Source organism: Rhodopseudomonas sp. B29 (assembly GCF_000333455.1).
Classification (GTDB): Bacteria; Pseudomonadota; Alphaproteobacteria; order Rhizobiales; family Xanthobacteraceae; genus Rhodopseudomonas.
Map to the genome: position 1 here is coordinate 1 of NZ_BADD01000067.1, position 21028 is coordinate 21028.

The 21028-nt window shown below is 64.1% G+C and carries 20 protein-coding genes; 11 read left to right on the plus strand and 9 right to left on the minus strand.

The genetic code is table 11. The annotated features are described in order from the left end of the window. The first annotated feature begins 136 nt into the window (after nucleotides 1–136). The gene (locus tag I5M_RS02325; RefSeq protein ID WP_031335089.1) at nucleotides 137–913 is read left to right on the plus strand and encodes a hypothetical protein; all 777 of its coding nucleotides are present in this window, start codon (nucleotides 137–139) and stop codon (nucleotides 911–913) included. A 125-nt stretch (nucleotides 914–1038) separates the two neighbouring features. Here the strand turns inward: I5M_RS02325 and I5M_RS02330 are convergent, their stop codons facing one another. The 3 genes from I5M_RS02330 to I5M_RS02340 are packed head-to-tail and all read right to left on the minus strand — an operon-like array spanning nucleotide 1039 to nucleotide 4465. Then, the gene (locus I5M_RS02330) at nucleotides 1039–1602 is read right to left on the minus strand and encodes a DUF1254 domain-containing protein (RefSeq protein ID WP_022719923.1); all 564 of its coding nucleotides are present in this window, start codon (nucleotides 1600–1602) and stop codon (nucleotides 1039–1041) included. Beyond that, nucleotides 1599–2177 (minus strand): DUF1214 domain-containing protein, encoded by a 579-nt coding sequence (locus I5M_RS02335; protein WP_022719924.1) that lies wholly within the window; start codon nucleotides 2175–2177, stop codon nucleotides 1599–1601. The genes I5M_RS02330 and I5M_RS02335 overlap by 4 nt, the downstream gene beginning before the upstream one ends. 29 nt (nucleotides 2178–2206) lie before the next feature. After that, on the minus strand, nucleotides 2207–4465 hold the full coding sequence (locus tag I5M_RS02340; RefSeq protein WP_040771524.1) for a transglycosylase domain-containing protein: 2259 nt from the start codon (nucleotides 4463–4465) through the stop codon (nucleotides 2207–2209). 272 nt (nucleotides 4466–4737) lie between these two features. Here I5M_RS02340 and I5M_RS02345 point away from each other — a divergent pair, with 272 nt between their 5' ends. The 6 genes from I5M_RS02345 (at nucleotide 4738) to I5M_RS02370 (ending at nucleotide 10314) form a co-directional block, all read left to right on the plus strand. Next, nucleotides 4738–5250 (plus strand): YcgN family cysteine cluster protein, encoded by a 513-nt coding sequence (locus I5M_RS02345; RefSeq protein ID WP_022719926.1) that lies wholly within the window; start codon nucleotides 4738–4740, stop codon nucleotides 5248–5250. A 3-nt stretch (nucleotides 5251–5253) separates the two neighbouring features. Beyond that, nucleotides 5254–6027, plus strand: a complete 774-nt coding sequence (gene xth, locus I5M_RS02350; RefSeq protein WP_022719927.1) for an exodeoxyribonuclease III — start codon at nucleotides 5254–5256, stop codon at nucleotides 6025–6027. Between the two features lie 289 nt (nucleotides 6028–6316). Beyond that, entirely contained in the window at nucleotides 6317–7720 is a 1404-nt protein-coding gene (locus I5M_RS02355; protein WP_022719928.1) for a TadE/TadG family type IV pilus assembly protein, read from the plus strand. A 10-nt stretch (nucleotides 7721–7730) separates the two neighbouring features. Beyond that, entirely contained in the window at nucleotides 7731–8309 is a 579-nt protein-coding gene (locus I5M_RS02360; RefSeq protein WP_022719929.1) for a TadE/TadG family type IV pilus assembly protein, read from the plus strand. 12 nt (nucleotides 8310–8321) lie between these two features. Beyond that, nucleotides 8322–9011: a TadE/TadG family type IV pilus assembly protein gene (locus tag I5M_RS02365; protein WP_040771523.1), complete on the plus strand. Its 690-nt coding sequence runs from the start codon at nucleotides 8322–8324 to the stop codon at nucleotides 9009–9011. Between the two features lie 559 nt (nucleotides 9012–9570). Beyond that, nucleotides 9571–10314 carry a sulfite exporter TauE/SafE family protein gene (locus tag I5M_RS02370; RefSeq protein WP_031335091.1) on the plus strand — a complete coding sequence of 248 codons (744 nt, stop codon included), beginning with the start codon at nucleotides 9571–9573 and terminating at the stop codon, nucleotides 10312–10314. A gap of 195 nt (nucleotides 10315–10509) precedes the next feature. On the opposite strand, the gene I5M_RS02375 is transcribed toward I5M_RS02370, so the two are convergent. Next, the gene (locus I5M_RS02375) at nucleotides 10510–11016 is read right to left on the minus strand and encodes a MarR family winged helix-turn-helix transcriptional regulator (protein WP_022719932.1); all 507 of its coding nucleotides are present in this window, start codon (nucleotides 11014–11016) and stop codon (nucleotides 10510–10512) included. A gap of 84 nt (nucleotides 11017–11100) precedes the next feature. Here I5M_RS02375 and I5M_RS02380 point away from each other — a divergent pair, with 84 nt between their 5' ends. The 3 genes from I5M_RS02380 to I5M_RS02390 all read left to right on the plus strand — a co-directional run bounded on the left by I5M_RS02380 (nucleotide 11101) and on the right by I5M_RS02390 (nucleotide 13960). Then, nucleotides 11101–12336, plus strand: a complete 1236-nt coding sequence (locus tag I5M_RS02380) for a cytochrome P450 (protein WP_022719933.1) — start codon at nucleotides 11101–11103, stop codon at nucleotides 12334–12336. Nucleotides 12337–12346: 10 nt separating this feature from the next. After that, nucleotides 12347–12667, plus strand: a complete 321-nt coding sequence (locus I5M_RS02385) for a 2Fe-2S iron-sulfur cluster-binding protein (RefSeq protein WP_022719934.1) — start codon at nucleotides 12347–12349, stop codon at nucleotides 12665–12667. 78 nt (nucleotides 12668–12745) lie between these two features. Further along, nucleotides 12746–13960: an ABC transporter substrate-binding protein gene (locus tag I5M_RS02390; protein ID WP_022719935.1), complete on the plus strand. Its 1215-nt coding sequence runs from the start codon at nucleotides 12746–12748 to the stop codon at nucleotides 13958–13960. A gap of 213 nt (nucleotides 13961–14173) precedes the next feature. Here the strand turns inward: I5M_RS02390 and I5M_RS02395 are convergent, their stop codons facing one another. The 5 genes from I5M_RS02395 to I5M_RS02415 form a co-directional block, all read right to left on the minus strand. Beyond that, on the minus strand, nucleotides 14174–14380 hold the full coding sequence (locus I5M_RS02395) for a hypothetical protein (RefSeq protein ID WP_022719936.1): 207 nt from the start codon (nucleotides 14378–14380) through the stop codon (nucleotides 14174–14176). Further along, the gene (locus I5M_RS02400; RefSeq protein WP_022719937.1) at nucleotides 14377–15519 is read right to left on the minus strand and encodes a PepSY domain-containing protein; all 1143 of its coding nucleotides are present in this window, start codon (nucleotides 15517–15519) and stop codon (nucleotides 14377–14379) included. The genes I5M_RS02395 and I5M_RS02400 overlap by 4 nt, the downstream gene beginning before the upstream one ends. After that, the gene (locus I5M_RS02405) at nucleotides 15516–17822 is read right to left on the minus strand and encodes a TonB-dependent siderophore receptor (RefSeq protein ID WP_031335093.1); all 2307 of its coding nucleotides are present in this window, start codon (nucleotides 17820–17822) and stop codon (nucleotides 15516–15518) included. Before I5M_RS02405 ends, I5M_RS02400 begins: the two co-directional genes overlap by 4 nt. A gap of 160 nt (nucleotides 17823–17982) precedes the next feature. Beyond that, entirely contained in the window at nucleotides 17983–18984 is a 1002-nt protein-coding gene (locus I5M_RS02410) for a YihY/virulence factor BrkB family protein (RefSeq protein ID WP_022719939.1), read from the minus strand. A 335-nt stretch (nucleotides 18985–19319) separates the two neighbouring features. Beyond that, entirely contained in the window at nucleotides 19320–20381 is a 1062-nt protein-coding gene (locus tag I5M_RS02415) for a linear amide C-N hydrolase (RefSeq protein WP_022719940.1), read from the minus strand. A gap of 200 nt (nucleotides 20382–20581) precedes the next feature. Between I5M_RS02415 and I5M_RS02420 the strand changes: the two genes are divergently transcribed. Beyond that, the coding region (locus I5M_RS02420) for an MFS transporter (protein ID WP_031335099.1) at nucleotides 20582–21028 on the plus strand (447 nt) is incomplete at its 3' end.

The window sequence follows — 21028 nt, forward strand, 5'->3', positions numbered from 1 at the left end:
GCCACGGTCGTCATTCTGCCGGTCGTGCGCATCGAAAGGCATGCAGAAGTGACGAATGACGGCGGACCGGAGCAGGGTGATGCGCCCGGTCGGCGGCGTCGCCGTCGCGTCCGGTCCTGAAGATCGGTTCTTTGAGATGTCGGCGCTCAGCCTTCCGGAGCTGATCCGGGGCAGCCGCGCCCGGTTCCTTTCCTGTATCGTTCTTGCGCTGAGCACACTGCTCGGCGGCTGCGCCGGCGGCGATTTCGGCCGCACGCGACGCGACTTCGTCACCGACGACATGCACCGCTGGATCGGCGCCGAGGCGACCGGCAGCGTCGGCCTCCACGCTTCCGATTTCCAACTGACCGACGGCGAGCGCGCGCTGCGCGACCAGGCCTATCCGTTTATCGAGCCGCCGCGGTCGCGGCCGGCGTGGAAGAGTGTGTTCGGCGATTATCAGCCGATCGCCGCGCCGTGGCGGCAATCGCCGCCGTTCGATCGCACGGCCTACGGCAAGCTGCTGGTCGACGAGCCGCATCGTTCGCACGCGTCACGTTACCAGGCGCTGATCGAGGACGTGCGCAACGACCTCACGCAGTTCGAGCCGTTCCAGTTCACCGCGGCGCGCGTGATCGAGCTCGATCGCAAGCGCGCCGAGAGCCTGAAGTACATCTCCGACCTGTCGCCCAAGGAACGCGCCGACGCGGTGGCGCGGATCGAGGAGAATGCGCTGATCGTGCAGTGGGTCGAGCAGTGCCTGCACCGCCGCGTCGCGTCGTATCGCTGGGCGCTTGAGCGGCTGGTGATCATGGCCCCCGACGGCATGGCGGCGGATGCCGACCGGCTGATCGCGGAGCTGGACGTGCAGGCGGCCAATGCCGGGCTGGTGGTCGGGCCGGCGAAGGGCCACGTGATCGTCAGCAAGGGCTGACGCTGCCTTGACGTAATTACTTCGTCATTGCGAGCGAAGCGAAGCAATCCAGCTCGGTGCATTGAGCTGGATTGCTTCGTCGCTTCGCTCCTCGCAATGACGAGGTGATGTTCTTGGAGACTTAACTACGACTTCGCTTGCGGTTCGGCCTGCACCTTGCAGGTCGCGGCCTGCATGGCGGCGCGGGCCTGGGGCATCAGGCCGGGTTCGGAGGCCAGCGCCTTCATCACGATCAGGCCGGTGGGCGTCGGCGAGTCGATGATGAGCCGGTCGGCGGCGGTGACGTCTTCCTCTTCGGGCATCTCGGCGTGCTGTGCCGCGGTCATCAGGTCGAGCTCGATCACCTTGCGGCCGGCCGAGCGATCGTTGATCGCATAGTAGGCGACTTCGTGCCGAGTGTAGAACGACACCGCCGTGTAAGCCTGACTAACCGGCACAGTCAGCTTGATCGGACCGTTCGACAGATCGTAGCGGCAGACCGCCATGGCAAACGCCGGATCGAGGAACGGCAGGGGCGACTTGTCTGGCGTGATCGGCGGCAGTTCGGTGACGGCGTTGACGCGGGTGATCGGTGCCAGGCGCGCATAGGCGTCCTGGCCGGCGATGCGCGGCAGCGCCAGCACGCTAACCAGATGCACGATGCCGCCGAGGACGAGGCCGGCGATGATAGTTGCAATCAGCCGGATCATGGGCAGCCCACCGTGGCGATCGCCGGCATCGGTGCATCGCGCTGACTCCGCGTCGCGATGCCGACGGGCGTGTCGTAAAGCCGGAGCGCAAGCGTGTAGCGGTCGATGCCGCCGGTCGGCAGCCAGTTGCCGGAGCGGGCGCGGGCGGCGATGCGTAGCTTGAACGAACCGTCGGCGCTGCGGACGATCTCTTGGCTGGTGAAGCCGTAGCGCTCCAGCGAATTCGCCACCAGGCCGCCCTTGGGGTCGTACAGCGTCAATGTCCAGAACCGTGCCGGCGGCGTGATGCCACTGATCTCGACGTCGCAATTGCCGTCGAGCGGGCGCTTGTTGTCGTCGGCGCTGGCGAGGAAAGCGATGCCGTCGCCGGCGCCGACCGGGAGCTGGCCGCTCCGCGCGATCGTGGCCCGCGCATAGGGGTCGATATCGGTGCTGCCGACGCGCGGCCGCGCCGTCCAGGCGCCGATCGTCAGCGTGCCGAACTCGGCGCCGCGCGTGGCGCTGAGCCATGTGGAGCCGATACCAACGCCGGCGGCGATGATCAGCGCGAGGAGGGTGTAAAGGATCAGGCGCACGTTTCAGCGGTCCCTGCGAGCCACCGTGCTTAGTTCTTGCGCGCGGGCGCGGCGGGCGCGCCGTTCGGCGCCGCGGCCGCGAAGCTGTCGGAGAAGCCGGCGTTCGACAGCGGCTTGACCGGCCCGCTCGGCGGCGTGTCTTCCATCGCGCGGTTGGCGTCGTCGAGCATCTTCTCGACGCGGACCAGGATCTCGGCGCCGCGATGAGTCAGCACCGGCGGCGGGCCGGGATTGACCTGAGCGGCCTCGGCGGCGCCGGCGGCACGCGCGGCGGCCGTCTGCGGCAGCTTCTCGCCCATCCCGACGCCAGCCAGCTCCTTGATCTCGACGCCCTGATGCGCCGCCACCATGATGTCGTGCCAGGTCTGCGCCGGCAGCGAGCCGCCGGTCATGCGATTAGTCGGCGAGTAGTCGTCGTTGCCGTACCACACCGCACAGGTGAAGTTGCCGGTGTAGCCGACGAACCAGGCGTCGCGATAATTGTTCGTCGTGCCGGTCTTGCCGGCGGTCGGGATGCCGTCGAGCTGCGCGCGCCGCGCGGTGCCTTCGCTGACGACATGACTCATCATGCCGGCCATGTCGGCGGCGATATTGGCCGGAATGGCGCGGCGCGGCTGCGGGCCGTCGCGATCGAACCGCCACACCAGATCGCCGGCGCCGGTGCGGATTTCCAGCACCGCATGCGGCGTCACGGCCATGCCCTTGTTGGGGAAGGTGGCATAGGCGACGGCGTGTTCGAGCACGGTGACTTCGTCGGCGCCGATCGGCAGCGACGGCGTGTCGGGCAGTGGCGCGGTGATGCCGAAGCGGCGCGCGACCTCGACGATCTTGGCGCGGCCGGCCTTGGGACCGGCCTTGCCCCCCAGCGCGATCGACAGCTTCACCGGAACGACGTTGATCGAGCGGGTGATCGCCTGAGTCAGCGTCACCGGGCCCGAGTAGGAATGGCCGTAGTTCTGCGGGCACCAATTGCCGATGCACACCGGGCCATCGACGACGATCGAATTCGGCTTGAAGCCGTTCAGTAGCGCCGTGGTGTAGACATAGGGTTTGAACGACGAGCCGGGCTGGCGATAGGCGTCGGTCGAGCGGTTGAACTGGCTGGAGCCGTAGTCGCGACCGCCCACCATGGCGCGGACGCCGCCGTCGAGATCGGACACCACGGTCGCGGCCTGGGTCGCGTGATAATCGCGACCGAACTGGCGGAGCTGGTTCTCGATGGCGTTTTCGGCGGCGCGCTGGACGTTCATGTCGATCGCGGTGCGAACCACGAAGACGCGTTCGTTGTAGGACTTCGGGAACGTGTCGACGATCTTGCGGACTTCGTCGAACGCCCAATCCAGATAGTAGTTGGGCGAATTCTCGTCGCGGCGATCGACCACCGAAGCGGGATTGCGCCGGGCGCCGAACACCTGGCCCTCGGTCATGAAGCCGGCATCGACCAGATTGTCGAGCACCTGGTTGGCGCGGGCGCGCGCGGCCGGCAGGTTGATGTGCGGGGCGAATTTGGTCGGGGCCTTGAACAGACCGGCCAGCATTGCGGCCTCGGCCAGATTGATGTCGCGCACCGACTTGTTGAAGTAGAAGTGCGACGCGCCGTCGACGCCGAACGTGCCGCCGCCCATGTAGGCGCGGTCGAGATACAGCTTGAGGATCTCGTTCTTGGTCAGGCGGGTTTCGAGCCAGATCGCCAGGAACGCTTCGTTGATCTTGCGCTCGATCGTGCGCTCGTTGGACAGGAACAGGTTCTTGGCGAGCTGCTGCGTCAGCGACGAGCCGCCCTGGCGGACACCGCCGGCCTGGGCGTTGGTGACGAGCGCGCGCAGCGTGCCGGCGACGTCGATGCCGAAATGATCGTAGAAACGGCGGTCTTCTGTGGCGAGCGTCGCCTTGATCAGATTGTCCGGAAAGTCTTCCAGCGGCACCGAGTCGTTGTGCTTGATGCCGCGGCTGCCGATGGGATTGCCGTAGCGATCGAGGAAGGTGACGGCGAGGTCGCTCTTCTTCAGCCAGTCCTCATCAGAGGTCTCGCGAAACGCCGGCTGGGCCAGCGCCAGCAGCAGGACCAGGCCGACGAGACCCATCGAGGCGGCTTCGGACAACGGCTCGATGAAGACCCAGCGCTTCCAGTGGCCGACATAGAAGCGGTCCATGAAGGTCGAATAGCGCTCCCACAGCTCACGGATGCCGACCGCGGAGGAGAACAGCGTCGAGTCGAGGCGGGCGTCGAGGTCCAGAAAGAAGTTCCGGACCCGCTGCTTGAGATTGTCTGGCAGAATCTTCGGCACCGGTTCGACCAATCGCCTATCGGCGCCGCACCGGCGCCTGACGCCGTCTTGCGGCAGGGTTGCGGCAACCGCAAGGCGACCGCGGCGGCGCTTCGAGAATCTGTTTCCTTGTAGCCGAGCGGCGGGGATAAACCAATGGCCGCACAAGCTTTTTTCGTCGAAAGCGGGCGCGGGCAAGGCCATCGCCGCGGTCGATTCGCGGCTAAACGCTTGCGCCCTCGGCGTAACTCCCTCTAAACACGGCGCCTCCCGCTCCCAACCTTCCCGGCGCCATGACCCAGCCCCCCAAGAAGCCGTCGCCGCAGGACGGGGCCTTCTGGAAAACCAAGACCCTCGAACAGCTCTCCAAGACCGAGTGGGAGAGCCTGTGCGACGGCTGTGCGCGTTGCTGCCTGGAGAAGCTCGAGGACGAAGACACCGGGCGGATCTATTTCACCCATGTCGGCTGCCGGCTGCTCGACGGCGATGCCTGCGCCTGCCGCGATTATCCGAACCGCTCCAAGCAGGTGCCGGACTGCGTCCGGCTGACGCCGAAGAACGTTCGCGAGCTGACCTGGCTGCCGCCGAGCTGCGCCTACAAGCTGATCGCCGAGGGGCGCGATCTGTACTGGTGGCATCCGCTGGTGTCGGGCGATCCGAACAGCGTGCACGAGGCCGGAGTGTCGGTGCAGGGGCGGGTGGTGGCCAGCGAGAACGAGGTCGCGGCCGAGGACCTCGAGGATCACATCGTGTCCTGGCCGGCTCTGCTACCGAAGCGGGCCAAGTTGAAGCGGCGGCCGGGCTGAGCGGTGAAGATCGCTACCTTCAACGTCAACAATGTCAATAAGCGCCTGCCGAATCTGCTCGCCTGGCTGCGAAGCGCTAAGCCCGACATCGTCTGCCTGCAGGAACTGAAGGCCGAGCAGGACGACTTTCCGGAGGCCGCGCTGCGCAAGGCCGGTTACGCCGCCGCTTGGGTCGGTGAGCGTAGCTGGAATGGCGTGGCGATCCTGGCGCGACGGGCCGAGATTGTCGTCACCCGCACGCGGCTGCCCGGTGATCCCAAAGACAAGCAGAGCCGCTATATCGAAGCCGCCGTCAACGGCATCATCGTCGGCTGCCTGTATGCGCCGAACGGCAATCCGCAGCCGGGACCAAAATTCGACTATAAGCTCGCCTGGATGAAGCGGCTGAACCGCCATGCCGCCACGCTGATGAAGAGTGGCTTGCCTGTGGTGTTGGCCGGCGACTTCAACGTGGTGCCGACGCCGGCCGATATCTATCCGACCAAGTCGTGGGACAAGGACGCGCTGGTGCAGCCGCAGCCGCGCGCGCTGTTCGCCAAGCTGCTCGATCAGGGCTGGATCGACACGTTGCGTGCCCTGCATCCGGACCAGCCGAACTACACGTTCTGGTCCTATTGGCGAAACCGCTACGCGCGCGACGCCGGCCTGCGCATCGATCACCTGCTGGTCAGCCCGGTGCTGACCGAGCGGCTGCAACGCGGCGGCGTCGACCGCAAGGTACGCGGCCTGCCGGAAGCCAGCGATCACGCGCCGGCCTGGATCGTGGTGAAGACCTGAGAGTGCGCGCCCTGCTTGTCGTGGAGTGGCTCAACAACAGGCGGTTGACGAGCGCGATGCTACCGCCTCTCCTGAAGCGACGAGTGTCCATGCGGCTATTCACCGCTTTTTAACATTCCGGCCACGGCGGGCCGAAGAGATCGGTTAGTACGCCAATCTGTGAGAGAGCTTTAAGAGTTGCTTAGTAGCGGCTTCGCAAAAGTGAGCGCGCTCCCAGAGGGCGGATAACTCACTTTGTTTCTTGGTGTTTCTGCTCTAAGCAGACGCCGACCGGACTTCGGATGGACGCATGTCCCGCACCTCGTTGTATCGCTTCGCCAAAGATCGCAAGGCGAACGTCGCGGTGATTACCGCGCTCACGATGATCCCCATCGTCTTCCTGCTCGGAATGACTCTCGATTTCACTCAGGCGTTACGTAAGAAACAGCAATTGGACGCGGCTGCCGACGCCGCCGCGATCGCAGCCGTCAGGCCGGCCATGCTGATGCAGACCGACGCGGTGGCCCAGGACGCCGCCAATGCGATTTTTATGTCGACCGCGAACAAAGTCGTCGGCCTGACTGCGATACCGACGCCGACGATTACCATCACCGACGTCGGCCTTCAGCGTACCGTCAACGTCTCGTACAACGCCGCATCTCTCAACAATTTTCCAAAGGTGCTCATGAACACCGCGTCGTGGCCGATCAGCGGCTCGTCGACGGCGCAGGCGGCGAGTGCGCCGAACATGAATTTCTATTTGCTGATGGATGACTCGCCGTCGATGGGAATCGGCGCGACCGCGACCGACATCAGCAATCTCATTACCTACACCGCTTCGAAGTACCAGAGCGCGTCGTCGTCGCAGAATTGCGGATTCGCTTGTCACGAGACGAATATCGCGCATGACGGCGGGACGAAGGACAACCTCTCGATCGCACGATCGAGAAATATCACGTTGCGGATCGATTTGGTGACGAGCGCAGTCAACCAGCTGCTGAACACATGGTCGAACTGTCCGCAGTCCGGAATTTCAGGGGGAGTCATGCAGTGCATGTCGGCCCTGAACAATACCACCTACAAGGCGGCCCTGTATACGTTCGACTTGGGTTTGAACACGCTGGCGTCGCTGACGACGCCGACAAGTGCCGGCACCCAGGTGTCCAACATTGCGCTGATGCCGGTCGCCTACCAGAACTGCGTCGTCGCGACCTCCAACTGCAAGACCGACAACGGCACCAACATCGCGGGGGCCCTCACCAGCCTCAACACCATCATGCCCACCCCCGGTCTCGGGAGTAACGCGTCGGGGGATACGCCTCAGGAGGTGGTCTTCCTCGTCACCGACGGCGTCGAAGACAAGATCGCCTCATCCTGCCCCAACGCCAGCTTCGCATCTAACAATCGGTGCCAGCAGCCGCTCGACACGACGATCTGCACGACCATCAAGAACCGGGGCATCAAGATCGCGATCCTATATACGGAGTACCTACAGCTCAAGACGCCCAATGTGCCGGTGACGGACAGTTGGTACATGAGCTGGATAGACCCCTACGACGAGCCCAGCTCCGCGACCGGTGCTATCGCGCAAAAGTTGCAGTCATGCGCCTCACCCGGCTTCTTTTCAGACGTTCAAACCGGCGGCAACATCACCCAGGCACTGACCGATCTATTCCTCAAGGTCGCCTCGAGTACTGCCAGCCTGACGAAGTGAGAAAACCGCAATGGCTCGAGCCGGGATTACAGGGCAAAAACGGGAACGTTGTCGCTTCGGTGCCTTCGCCAAGAACAGCGCGGGCGCCACAGCGGTCGAGTTCGCGCTCATTGCCCTGCCGTTCTTCGCTATCCTCATCGCCCTCGTTCAGACGTTCTTTCTGTTCTTTGCGCAATCGGTTCTGGAAAACGCGGTGCGGCGTTCGGCTCGCCAACTCCTCACGGGACAGTTTCAGTCTCAGACGGCCAGCCTCACTCAGGCGGCTGCGACCGCCGCATTCACCCAAGTCGTCTGCAACAATGCCAGCGTGCTTCTTACTTGTTCCGGTCTGATGGTGGACGTCGAAGTTGCCAACAACTGGTCGTCGGCCAATATCGGCACTCCGACGCTGACGTATGACGCCACTGGAAAAGTCAGCAACAGCTGGCAATTCAATCCCGGTCATGCAGGCGATATTGTCGTCGTCCGGGTGATGTATCTCTGGCCGGTTTTCTTCGGACCGATCGCCTTCAACCTGGCCAATCAGCCCAACAATTCCCGCCTGATCATGGCGTCTGCGGCCTTCCAGAACGAGCCCGCCAATCCTTAGAGGTATCAGCCCGTGATGCGCTCATCGTTCAGTATTAGGCAATGTGGGTCCGATGTCGATGCCGTCGCAGCGACAGAATTCGCCATGGTGGTTCCATTCATGCTGGTGCTGCTGATCGGCGGCATCGAACTCGCGCACGGCATGGCGATCAACGTCAAGGTCAGCACGACGGCTCACGCCGTGGCCGACATGGTGACGCAGAACACGTCGCTCAGCACGACATCGATGCAGAACATTCTCACCGGGGCGACCGCCATTATCGCGCCTTATCCGGTCACTGGCAGCGGGGGCAGTTCGGTCCTGTCCGTTACCGTGTCCGAGGTCTCCAGCGACGCGAACGGCAAACTGACGCTGCAATGGAGCCAGTCGTTCAACGGTTCGACCTTCGGAGTGGGCAGGACCAGTTTGACTGGTTTGACGATTCCGACATCACTCAACGGCACGGTCGGAAACGCCGCCAATTTGCACAACCAGAACGACCAGGTGTCGTTCATCGTTGGTGAGGTCTCTTACGCTTATACACCCAATCTCGGCTACACGATCACCGGGACTATCAATCTAACCGACACTGTGTGGATGTTTCCGCGCTGCTCGACCGACAGCCCGGCGAATTCCTCCGGTCCTGCCTATTACGACATCAAGTATACAAGCTCGACGACGACTTGTACGTGCCTCCAGCATTTGCAGTACAAGAGCTGTTAGCTCCTCGATCGAGGCGGCTTCGCTACGGCACCAGCATCGTGCGGGGCTGGCCGAAAACGTTGACGGACATCTCGGCGATTGGGCGCGGCAGATTTCATTGACTGTATCTTCGGCCGCGTGCCGAGGTGGCCGGCGTTGTCGCGCGCCGCTGTGGCTCGCCTCGGGTGACGAGATGGATCGGAGTGCGACATGCTCCGATGTGGTGGCCTGACGTAGCAGAAGCGGAATGCGTCGCTTTGTCGTCATCGTCGCTCTCGCGGCCATGCTGGTTGCGTTTGGTCCAGCTGCCGACGCAGCCGCCGGAACGGCGGAACAAGTCCGAGCCGCGGTGGCTGCGCCGCAGGGAGGCCGATACTGCTCACCGTGCGACACCAGGCGGAGCGGAGTTCGCATCAACGGTTTTCTGCGGGATCGGCGTCGGCTCAGCCGGCAAAATGCGGACGACGAGACTGGCACCGCTATGGCCGGCACGGTCGGGCGTCTGTGTTGCGCCTGCCGCATCGGCCGCACGCGCGGGGCGGTCTTTCAATTTGCGGCGCGCTGGCGCAGAACGCGCGCCATGACCGCATTGATCATTCTCGCCGTGGCCGGGCTGTGGGCCGGCATGCAGAACACGCTCGCCGGCGGCGGCTCGTTCGTCACCCTGCCGGCGCTGCTGCTCGCTGGGCTGTCGCCGCTGTCAGCCAATATCACCTCGACGGTGGCTCTGTTTCCCGGGCAACTCGCCTCGGGCTTCGCCGGACGGTCGATGACGCAAGGCGTCGGGCGGCTGACTTTCCCCGTATTGGTGATCATCAGCCTGGCCGGCGGCGCGGTCGGCGCCGTGCTGCTCTTGGTGACGCCGCCGACGATCTTCGCCCGGATGATGCCGTGGCTGGTGCTGTTCGCCACAGCGGTGTTCGCCTGGGGCAGCTTTGTCCGCACCGCGCGGGCGGAGCCGGCCAAGATCAATGTCGGTGTGCTGGGGGTCATTCAGTTCGTCATCGCCATCTATGGCGGTTATTTCGGCGGCGGGATCGGCTTTTTGATGATGGCGGCGCTGTCGATCGCCGGCATGCAAGCCCGCAACGCCGGCGCGACCAAGAATGGATTGGCCGCGGCGATGAACGCTTCTGCGGTCGCGATGTTCGCGTTGTCGCCCGAGGTGAAGTGGATCGAGGCCGGCGTGCTGGCGGTGTCGTCGACGGTCGGTTACCTGGCCGGCGTCTGGCTGCTGCGCCGCGTCCCCGACAAGGCGCTGCGGGTCGGCGTCGTCATCCTCGGCATTGCGCTGACAATCGGGTTGTTCTGGCGGCAGTTCTAACGGTCGCCTGCGCTGCGGGAGCGACCCCAGCTCAGCGTGAAACCGTGCCCCAACATATTTGTTGCCAAGGCAACTGATGTGTGAGAATTGTTCCGAACAAGAGCGATCCAGTCGCCGTGTTCGGGAGGAATCATGTTCGGCAGTTCAGCCGGCAATTGCTGCGTCATGGCCGCGAGCAGCGGCCAGCGTCGTGCCTCAGGTGTCGCCGGTGACGGCGCCGAGATTGTTGTGCAGACGGCGCAGCAGATCGATCAGCACTTCCTGCTCACTCGCATCGAGGCAAGACATGAGCCGCCGTTCGCGGTCGAGCGCGGCGACGATCACCTTGTCATGCGTGGCGCGGCCTTTCGCACTCAGCGAGATCGAATGGGTGCGGGCGTCGTTTGGATCGGTGCGGATCGTAATCAGTCCGCGCTGCTGCATCTCCGCGAGCGTGCGGCTCACCGGGCCCTTATTGAAGCCGATTACCTGACAGATGCGCGAGGGCGGAATGCCGGGCTCGATCGCCAGCAGCGACATGATCCGCCACTCGGTGACGTTGACGCCGAAATTGCTCTGATAGAACGCCGTCGCGCTGTTCGACAGCTTGTTGGCGATGAAGGTGATGAAGGCCGGAACGTAGCGTTCGAGGTCGAGTGTCTGCGCGCCCGGCGCCAGCGGCGCTGCGCGTCGTGATTTTCTGGGCGGCGAACCGGCGGTCATGGCGCTTTCGAGAGCTGGCGGCGGGTGAGCAGACATAAAGACACGCGGGCACGGTTCACAAGTGCCGAATGAAGGGAGGACGAGATGACTGCGATCCAAACTGCCACGCCGACAGCGCCCCCGGACGCGGCCGCGCCGATTCCGCATCTGGCGATCGATCCGTTCTCGATGGATTTCTTCGCCGATCCCTATCCCGATCAAGAGGCGCTGCGCGAGGCCGGGCCGGTGGTCTATCTCGACAAGTGGAACGTCTACGGCGTGGCGCGCTACGCCGAAGTCTATGCGGTGCTCAACGATCCGCTGACGTTCTGTTCGAGTCGCGGCGTCGGCCTCAGCGACTTCAAGAAGGAGAAGCCGTGGCGACCGCCGAGCCTGATCCTCGAAGCTGATCCGCCGGCGCACACGCGAACCCGTGCGGTGCTGAGCAAGGTGCTGTCGCCGGCGACGATGAAGCGACTGCGCGACGGTTTCGCCGCCGCGGCCGAGGCCAAGATCGACGATCTGCTGGCACGTGGTGGCTGCGTCGATGGCATTGCCGATCTCGCCGAAGCCTATCCGTTGTCGGTGTTTCCCGACGCGATGGGGCTGAAGCAGGACGGCCGCGAGCATCTGATTCCGTATGCGGGATTGGTTTTCAACGCTTTCGGGCCACCGAATGAACTGCGGCAGAAAGCAATCGAACGTTCGGCGCCGCATCAAGCCTACGTCAATGAGCAGTGCCAACGGCCGAATCTCGCACCGGGCGGTTTCGGCGCCTGCATTCACGCCTTCAGCGACAGCGGTGAGATTACGCAGGACGAAGCGCCGTTGCTGGTCCGCTCGCTGCTGTCGGCCGGGCTCGACACCACGGTGAACGGCCTCGGTGCCGCGATGTATTGCCTGGCGCGTTTCCCTGACGAGCTGGCGCGGCTGCGCGCCGATCCGTCGCTAGCGCGCAACGCTTTCGAGGAGGCGGTGCGGTTCGAAAGCCCGGTGCAGACCTTCTTCCGCACCACCACGCGCGATGTCGAGCTGGGCGGCGCGACGATCGGCGAGGGCGAGAAGGTGCTGATGTTCCTCGGCTCCGCCAATCGCGACCCCCGGCGCTGGACCGAGCCGGACCGCTACGACATCACCCGCAAGACGTCCGGCCATGTTGGCTTCGGTTCCGGCATCCACATGTGCGTTGGACAGCTCGTGGCGCGGCTGGAAGGCGAGGTCGTGCTCGCCGCGCTGGCCCGCAAGGTCAAGGCGATCGAGGTCGCCGGCCCGGTCAAGCGCCGCTTCAACAACACGCTGCGCGGGCTCGAGAGTCTGCCGCTGCAACTGACGCCTGCCTAAAGGACGCACGATGCCGAAGATCACCTTCATTCTGCCCGACGGCCGCAGCGAAGTCGCCGACGCTGCCGTCGGCGACACAGCGATGTATTCGGCGCTGAGCCTCGGGCTCGACGGCATCGTCGCCGAATGCGGCGGCAACGCCGTGTGCGCAACCTGTCACGTCTACGTCGAAGAAGGGCTGACCAAGCTGCCGCCGGTCGACGGCAACGAGGACGACCTGCTCGACGGTACGGCCGCCGACAGACTGCCGTCGAGCCGGCTGTCCTGCCAGATCAAGCTGACTGACGATCTTGACGGGCTGGTAGTGAGGATTCCGGACCGGCAAATCTGAATCATCAGTTCTGAACCACGGCCGCCGGCAACGACCGGCGGCGTCGCCTGCTAACAACATCACTTCAGGGAGAGAGACATGAAGATCACCAAGGGCCTGCTCGGCCTCGCGACGGCGTGCCTGCTGAGCAGCACCGCACGCGCCGAAATCTCCGGCAACGTCGTGCGCGTCGGCGTTCTCAACGATATCTCGGGCATCTTCCAGGACACCAACGGCATGGGGTCGGTCGAGGCGGCGCGGATGGCGGCCGAGGATTTCGCCGGCGGCGGCAAGAGCATCAAGGTCGAGATCGTCTATGCCGATCACCAGAACAAGGCGGATGTCGGCAACGCCATCGCGCGTCGCTGGCTGGACAACGAGGGGGTCGATGCCATCGTCGATGTGCCGAACTCGGCTGTCGGACTGTCGATCAACACGCTGCTGCGCGGCACCAAGATGACGTTCCTGGCGTCGTCCACTGCGAGCTCTGATCTCACCGGCAAGGCCTGCTCGCCCAATACGATCCAATGGGTCAACGACACCTGGGCAACGGGCAATACAACCGCGGCCGCGATGATGGAGCGCGGTGGCAAGGACTGGTACTTCATCACGGTGGACTACGCGCTCGGCAAGGGCATCGAGGCGGAGGCGACCAAATATATCGAGCAGCATGGCGGAAAAGTGCTCGGCGCAGCCAAGCATCCGCTCGGCACCTCGGACTTCGCGTCGTTTCTGCTGCAGGCGCAATCTTCGAAGGCCGGCGTGATCGGCCTCGCCAATGCCGGCGGCGACACCATCAACACCGTGAAGCAGGCGGCTGAATTCGGCATTCAGCAAAGCGGCCAGAAGCTGGTCGCGTTCCTGTTGTTCATCAACGACATCCACGGCATGGGCTTGAAGGTCGCGCAGGGCCTGCAGCTGATGGAGGCGTTCTACTGGGATATGAACGACGACACCCGTGCTTTCGCCAAACGCTTCGCAGAGCGCCCCGGCATGAACGGCAAGATGCCGAGCGGCAACCAGGCTGGCGTCTACGCCTCGACCCTGGCCTATCTAAACGCCGTGGCTGCGACAGGCAGCGACGACGCCAAAGACGTGGTGCCGCAAATGAAGACGTTCAGCGGCAAGGACAAACTGTTCGGCGACGTCGCCATCCGACAGGACGGCCGAGTCGTGCACCCGATGTATCTGTTCGAGGTGAAGAAGCCGGAGGAGTCGAAATATCCTTACGATTACTATCGGCTGGTCTCGACCATCCCAGCCGACAAGGCGTTTCGGCCGATGGTGGAGGGCGGGTGTGAGCTGGTGAAGTAGGCGGGTTAACAGTTGAACGGCGGGCTGCGTCAACTCGCAGCCACAGCCCCACTCTCCACCGTCATCGCCCGCGCAGGCGGGCGATCCAGTATCGCAGAGGGGGCGCGTTCGGCCGCTTTGGCTGCGACGCGACCATCATAGCAGCGCCCTGGAATACTGGGTCGCCCGGACGAGCCGGGCGATGACGGCTATTTGCGCGGCTGCGCTGCGATTCTAACGCGCCTCGGCGCGTCTTGCGCTCAATTGCCAATAAACCACCGCCACCGCGACCGGCAGGCTCAAAGCCGCCCAGGATATCCAGTCCCATACGCCGTCGCCGAGCAGGGCTGTCGTCAGGCCGAGGGCGGTGATAATGGCGATAGCGAGCGGGGCGGCGAAGATTTGCGCGGTTGTGTGGGCGGCTTTGCGGGGCTTGATCATGCGGACCTCGTCTTGGTCGACAGAGCGGCGGCGCGGGCGCCGCCGCCGAACCGCTGTTTCGCCACCCACAAATACAAGCCTGTAATCAGCACCACGATGCTGACGAGGTCGAGCAGGGCCCAGATGATCTTGAGCGGCAGACCGCCATAGTCACCGAAGTGCAGGGGGCGCGACATCTGCAGCAGAGTCAAGTACCACGGCATTTGCGGGACAAGCACAGGTACGCTTTGATCGACATCGACCAGCGTCGGCGTCGCTACCAGGGCCGTCAGCGCGGAATTGCCCTTCATCCACACGACCGTATGCCTTGGGCTGCCGAAGTTTTCAGCGGTCGGCATCGTGACCGAGGTCAGGCGGCCGTCGGGCAGGGCGGCGCGAACCCGCGCGATCGCCTGATCGAGCGAGGACGGCTGCGCCACCGGCTGGCCGCGATACGGCGCCAGCAGAGGCGGCAAGACCTGGCCGCGCCAGTAGTCGTACATCGGCATCGCCAGCGTGTTGATCGCGCCGGTGCCGCCGACGACGAACAGCCAGACGGTGGTGACGATGCCGAACAGATTGTGCAGGTCGAGCCATTTCAGCCGGCGCGAGCGCTGGCGGACGGTGCCGAAGTCGAGCCGGCGCATGAACGGCGCATAGACCACGACGCCGGAGATAATCGAAGCGACCAGCAACAGGCCCATCGCGCCGAGGAACAATTCTCCGGGCAGTTCCAGAAACATGTTCTTGTGCAGCAGGAGGATGATGTCCATCACGCCGCGCTGCGGCCGCTCCTCGCCAAGTACCAGCTTCGTGCGGCCGTCCATCACCAGCCGATAGAACTGCCCGCGCATCGGCTTCGGGGTCGGCGACATTGTCACCACCACCACGGACGGCTGATCGTCACGCCAGGTCACGAACAGCACGTGATCCCCCGGCCGCGCCTGCTGCGCCGCGCGTACGACATCGTCGACCGGCGCAGCCGGGACGTTGCCCGGCAGATCCGGCGCGGCAAATTGCTGCTCGGTCAGATCCTCGATCTCCTCGTGGAAGATCAGCGGCAGCCCGGTGATGCACAGCATCAGCAGGAACAGCATGCAGATCAGCGAGGTCCAGGTGTGGACCTTGCTCCAGATCCGTAAGCTCCGCGTCCCGGTCACCAGCGATAGCTCGCGGTTGCGGTGATCACCCGCGGGGTGATGTACTGGCAGCCGCCGGTGACGGTGCACAGCGCGTTGTCCTTGTTGGCGATGTTCTTGACGTTCAGTGCGAGGTTGATGCCTTTCGGTTGGCGATAATGCAATCCGGCGTCGAACACTGTGTAGGCCGAGTTGGTGAGCGTGTTGAGGATGTCCATGTAGGATTCGCCGACATAGCGCACGCCGGCGCCGAAGCCCCAGCCGGCGAGAGGACCGCTCTGCAGTGTGTAGTCGGCGAAGGCCGATGCCATGTCACGCGGCGTCAGCACCGGTACCTTGCCGATATCGCCGTTGTTGCTCTGGGTGTTCTTGAGGTTCTGCAGCGTGTAGGTCGCCAACAAGTTGAGCCCCGGCAGCGGTTTGGCCAACATTTCCAGCTCCAAGCCGCGCGAATTCACCTGGCCGGTCTGAATGTTGTAATTGAGATGCAGCGGGTCGGCGGTCAGCACGTTGTCCTGGGTGAGGTCGAATACCGCGGCGGTGACAAGGAAGTCGCGATTCGGCTGGAATTTGATGCCGCCCTCGTACTGCTTGCCTTTGGTTGGCTTGAAGGCCTTGGAGTTGAAGTCGATACCGGCTGTGGGCAGGAACGACTCCGAATAGCTGACATAGGGGGCGAGACCGCTGTCGAACACGTAGGTCAGCCCGGCGCGCTTGGTGAACGCGGTGTCGTCGCTCGGCTGCGGCACGCCGGTGATGCGATCGAGCGTGGTCTGTTGCGCCGCGTCGTAACGGCCGCCGAGCGTCAGGATCCAGTTCTGCAGTTTGATCTGATCCTGCAGATAGAGGCCGGCCTGGTTGAGGTTCTGCTTGTAGCTCTGCAGCAGCGTCGTCGGCATCGCGATCGGCACGCCGTAGACCGGATTGATCCGGCTGAGCGAGGGGGCGCTGCCGCCGAATTGCTGGCCGCCGAGCTGGAAGGCCTGATAATCGGTGCCGAGCAGCAAAGTATGCTGCAGCGAGCCGGTCGAGACCTTGGCGATCACGTGGTTGTCGATGTTGAAGCTGTCGGAATTCTCCAGAACCCGGCGCGAGATGCGTGGAAACACCGTCTGGGTGTCGAGCGGCGTGCCGGCGAAGGTGACGTAGCGATACTCCAGGTCGACATGGCCGAAGCGCGCCCGCGATCGCACGATCAGATCGTCGCTAAAGCGATGCTCGAACTGGTAGCCAATGCGATATTGCGTCTGATCGAAGGTATTGTAGCTCGGCTCGCCGAGAAACAGCGGCAGCGGCTTGACATCGACGATCTTGCCGCCGCGCACGGTGCCGACCGAGACCGGAAATGCGTTGCCGAACACGTCGTGCTGATAGTCGCTGAGGATGGTCAGCGTGGTGTCGTTGGTCGGACGCCAGGTGACGGCCGGCGCGATGTAGGCGCGGTCGTCTTTGACCTTGTCGGAAAATTTCGCGACCTGCGCGTCGGAATCGCGCAGCACCCCGGTGAGGCGGTAGAGAAGGGTCTTGTCCTTGTCGACGGGGCCGCCGACGTCGAAGGCGCCTTGCAGGCGATCGGCCGTGCCGACCAGCCCGACGATCTCGCCGAATGCCTGATCTGTCGGCCGCTTGCTGATCAGATCTATCAGGCCGCCGGGCGGGCTCTGGCCGTACATCACCGAGCTCGGGCCCTTGACGACGTCGATGCGCTGCACGCCGTAGGGCTCGTTGCGAAACACCGAGAAATACGCCGAGCCGTTGGCGGTGTCGCGCAGGCCGTCGCGGAAATTCGAGAAGCCGTTGGTCTCGAAGCCGCGGATCTTGGCTTGGTCGTAGCGCGGATCGGCACCGCCGGTCTGCACCGCGACGCCGGCGGTGTATTGCAGCGCTTGCGCGACGGTGTCGACGCCGCGCGCGTCGAGATTGTCGCGGCTGACGACGGAGATCGCTTGCGGCGTCTCGATCAGCTTGGTGTCGGTCTTGGTGCCGCTCGCGCTGACACTTGGAACGAATCCAGGAATGGGATCGGTGCCGCGTTCGAATACGGCACGTTGCGTCGGTTGATTGGATTGCGGCGCTGGGGCTGAGCGCTGCCGTGATGCGCGTGAAAGCGCTGCGGCAGAACGATTTCTTTGCTGTTGCGGACGGACCTGGCGGCGTTCGACTTTGGGTGCGGAGACGACGACGGCAGGCAGTTCGGCGGCGGCGGGCTTGTCGGTTTGAGCTTGCGCGGTGTCCAGCGTCAGTGGTGCCGTCAATGCCGCCAGAAACAATGCGACACGCGTAGTTGTTCGTCCGGCATTCGCGCCGGCCCCCAAGATCGACATTGATGGCTCCCCGTTTCGGGGTGCTCATTAATCGCATATGCACGCGACCAACAAGACATGCCGGCGGCTTCGAGATTGGAATCTCTCAAATGAGAGATCGCTTCGGCTGCGATCGTGGTGGCGAACGACTCGGCGCCAGCAGTCTGCGGCGGAAAGTCGCTTACTTCGACGCGCCGACGCTGTCGGCGACGCGGGCGCCGCGCGCGCCGATCGGTCGCGGCAAGCCAGTGGTCGTGTCCTGTGCCGTCTGGTGCTCCATCTCGGCGTCGATTTCGGCACCGAGCAGGATCACGATCGCCGACAGCCAGATCCAGGTCATGAAGCCGATCACTGCGCCGAGCGAGCCGTAGGTTTCGTTGAAGCTGCCGAAGTTGGTCGCGTACCAGGAAAACAGCGCCGACACGATCAGCCAGCCGGCCGCCGCAATCGCGCTGCCCCAGCTGATCCATCGCCAGCGCGGCGCCTCGCGGCTCGGGCCGTAGCGATAGATCACCGCCAGCGCGACGGCGATGAAAACATACATCAGGGGCCAGCGCCCGAGCCGCAGCAGGAGGTCGCCTGTGCTGGGAAGCCCGACATAGTTCAGCATGACCGGCACGGCGACGATGGAGCCGAGCGCTGTCAGCATGAACAGCATGCCGGCGATGGTGAAGCCGAGCGATTGCAAATTCAGCATGATGAAGCTGCGCTTCTCGTCTTCGCCGTGGACGATGTTGAGCGTATCGAACATCGCCTTCATGGCCGCGTTCGCGCTCCACAGCGAGATCGCGAGGCCGATCAGGAAGGTCCAGCCGAGCGTCTGCGCGCCGCCGGTGGCGACACGGGTGAGCTGATCGCGTGCCACTTCGATGGCGCCGCCTGGCATGAATCCGCCGAGTTGATCGAGATGCTGGGCGATACGGGAGGGATCGGAGAACAAGCCGTACACCGCGACCAGCGCGGCGATCGCCGGGAAGATCGCCAGCAGCGTGTAGTAGGTCATGCCGGCGGCGAGGGACATGATGCGATGTTCTGAGAAATTCCTGAAGACGCGAAGCAGGATGTCCTTCCAGCCGCGCGGTGGAATTTCCGACGGCGTCGTGGCGTCGCGGCCGTGGTCGCCGGCGTCAGCTTGCGGCGAGGACTGATCTTCGGGTTGGACGTGAGTGAGAGGTTTCGGCACGGCGGACTCGGATCGACATGCCCGCGGCGCGGGTTTCGTCGGGCACAACGACGAGCGTGTCAAGCCGTTCCCGCTTGCGTCGCGGCTTCGAACGATCGGCAACATCCGTAATTTTCCGGATGGGAAGTCACCGAACTGGGAATTGGCACAAATAGATACCGACGGCGGATTGTGAGACAACACTGACACCCGCGATGCGGTTCGTCGCGGACCCCTCCTTGGGGCGTTTCCTCCCTTGACTTGGCCCGGGCGCTTCTAGCGACCGGGCTTTTTCTTTTGATAGCCGACTGTCCGCAAACTGATGGAGTCGCCCGGCGCGAGGCTGCAGAGACGACTCACAGCCCCTGAAACTTGAACGGCGGGCTTTGCCGGAATTGGTCGTGAACCTCTCCGGAAAAGATGTTTCGCTGATTTTCGCCGAGATCGAGCTTAGAGACGCTGTCGCGGGGCGAGAAGTCGATCTTGCCGAGGTCCACCCAGAAGACGTTCGGCGTCAGCGCGGATTCGAAGAAGTACAGTTTGCGCTTGTGGTCGGCGACCGTGCGCCAGCGCGTCGAGGAGATGTTCGGCTGGTCCGGCGTGGTGATGCCGTAAGGCACCGACGCATTGCGGATCACGCCGAAGACGCTGGCGAGCGTCTCGACTGCATCTTCTGATTTCGGAATGGCAGTCGCGTAAAACGAAGCACGCGCGAAGCGGTCGGCAGCGCGATTGGTGCCCGGCAACATCACAGTGCCGCCGATCTGCTGCCAATAGGCATTCAGCGCGAGCTGCTGATCGAACACCGGCGAGTTGGTCATCACCTGGTACTTGCGGTCGTGATGAATGACCTGTTTGCCGCCGATATATTCGATGATGGCGCTGTCGCCGCTGGCATCGGACAACGACAGATGCACGGTGGCGAGCCGGCTCTCGCCGGGCATCTTGTCGGTGACGACGGTGAATGGTTCGCTCGCCAGCGCGGCGACCGCCTCCGCCACAGTGGCGTAGTTGTCGAGCACGTATTGCGGCCAGACCGAAAGCGCCATGCCGGGCCGGCCGCCGTCGAACGGCGGATAGGTCGATTCCGCCAGCCACAATACGTTAGCGACCAGCCCGGCCTCGTTGATGCCGTCCGAGGTGGCGACATCGTAGGCCGAAGCGATGACGCTGCCGTAGCGCGAGGTCCACTGCATCGAATTCGGCCCGGCCTCGCCGTTGCGTTTGGCGCCCCGTGGGAAGATCCACAGATTGGTGCCGATATCGCGGGCCCAGTCCATCGACCGCGCGGTGATCACCTGATTGTTGGCGCCCAGATAAACGACGCGGGTGCAGGCGTCCGCGAGCTGGGGCAGCAGGGTGGCGGTCGCGAGCACGGCGGCACAGAAACGCACGAGACGGTGATGGAAACGGATCATGGCAGAACTCCTTTCGGGAATGCCGGAATCAGTCCGTGGAACTGGCAGCACGGGTGAGGCTAGGCCGAGTCGGGCGGCCCACGGTGGTATGCGATGCACCCATGCGTCAGCGGCGCTGTCCGCCGACGGTGCGTTGCGCTACTAAAGTCGTAACCGACTTCCCTCATGATCTCCTGATCCGACGAGCTTTCCGCGTCCGCATGACCATGTCCGAACATCACAGCCGCGTTCCGGCCGACGACCATCTGTTGTCCGACGAGGCGGCGGCCGAGCTGACCCATATCCCCACCGAGGTGCTCGATCTCGGAGACGCGCCGCCTTTGGCGCCGGCCCCGGCGCTGTCCAAAAGCGAGGTCCGGGCCATCGTGCTCAGCCTGCTGCTCGCGATGTTCCTGGCTGCGCTCGATCAGACCATCGTGGCGACGGCGCTGCCGACCATCGGCCGGCAGTTCGGCGACGCCGAGAACCTGTCCTGGGTGATCACCGCGTATCTTCTGTCATCGACCGCCGTTGCGCCGGTGTTCGGCAGCCTGGCCGATATCTACGGCCGCCGCGCCACCATCATCGGATCGCTCAGCCTGTTCGTCGCCGGCTCGGTGATGTGCGCGACGGCGCCGTCGCTATTGATGCTGATTCTCGGCCGCGCG

Bases quoted from the DNA above. Each gene is read 5' to 3' on its own strand.
- I5M_RS02415 (WP_022719940.1), bottom strand. From the start codon at position 20,381: ATGATCCGTTTCCATCACCGTCTCGTGCGTTTCTGTGCCGCCGTGCTC.
- I5M_RS02345 (WP_022719926.1), top strand. From the start codon at position 4,738: ATGACCCAGCCCCCCAAGAAGCCGTCGCCGCAGGACGGGGCCTTCTGG.
- I5M_RS02405 (WP_031335093.1), bottom strand. From the start codon at position 17,822: ATGTCGATCTTGGGGGCCGGCGCGAATGCCGGACGAACAACTACGCGT.
- I5M_RS02395 (WP_022719936.1), bottom strand. From the start codon at position 14,380: ATGATCAAGCCCCGCAAAGCCGCCCACACAACCGCGCAAATCTTCGCC.
- I5M_RS02360 (WP_022719929.1), top strand. From the start codon at position 7,731: ATGGCTCGAGCCGGGATTACAGGGCAAAAACGGGAACGTTGTCGCTTC.
- I5M_RS02385 (WP_022719934.1), top strand. From the start codon at position 12,347: ATGCCGAAGATCACCTTCATTCTGCCCGACGGCCGCAGCGAAGTCGCC.
- I5M_RS02330 (WP_022719923.1), bottom strand. From the start codon at position 1,602: ATGATCCGGCTGATTGCAACTATCATCGCCGGCCTCGTCCTCGGCGGC.
- I5M_RS02325 (WP_031335089.1), top strand. From the start codon at position 137: ATGTCGGCGCTCAGCCTTCCGGAGCTGATCCGGGGCAGCCGCGCCCGG.
- I5M_RS02380 (WP_022719933.1), top strand. From the start codon at position 11,101: ATGACTGCGATCCAAACTGCCACGCCGACAGCGCCCCCGGACGCGGCC.
- I5M_RS02390 (WP_022719935.1), top strand. From the start codon at position 12,746: ATGAAGATCACCAAGGGCCTGCTCGGCCTCGCGACGGCGTGCCTGCTG.
- I5M_RS02370 (WP_031335091.1), top strand. From the start codon at position 9,571: ATGACCGCATTGATCATTCTCGCCGTGGCCGGGCTGTGGGCCGGCATG.
- I5M_RS02375 (WP_022719932.1), bottom strand. From the start codon at position 11,016: ATGACCGCCGGTTCGCCGCCCAGAAAATCACGACGCGCAGCGCCGCTG.
- I5M_RS02355 (WP_022719928.1), top strand. From the start codon at position 6,317: ATGTCCCGCACCTCGTTGTATCGCTTCGCCAAAGATCGCAAGGCGAAC.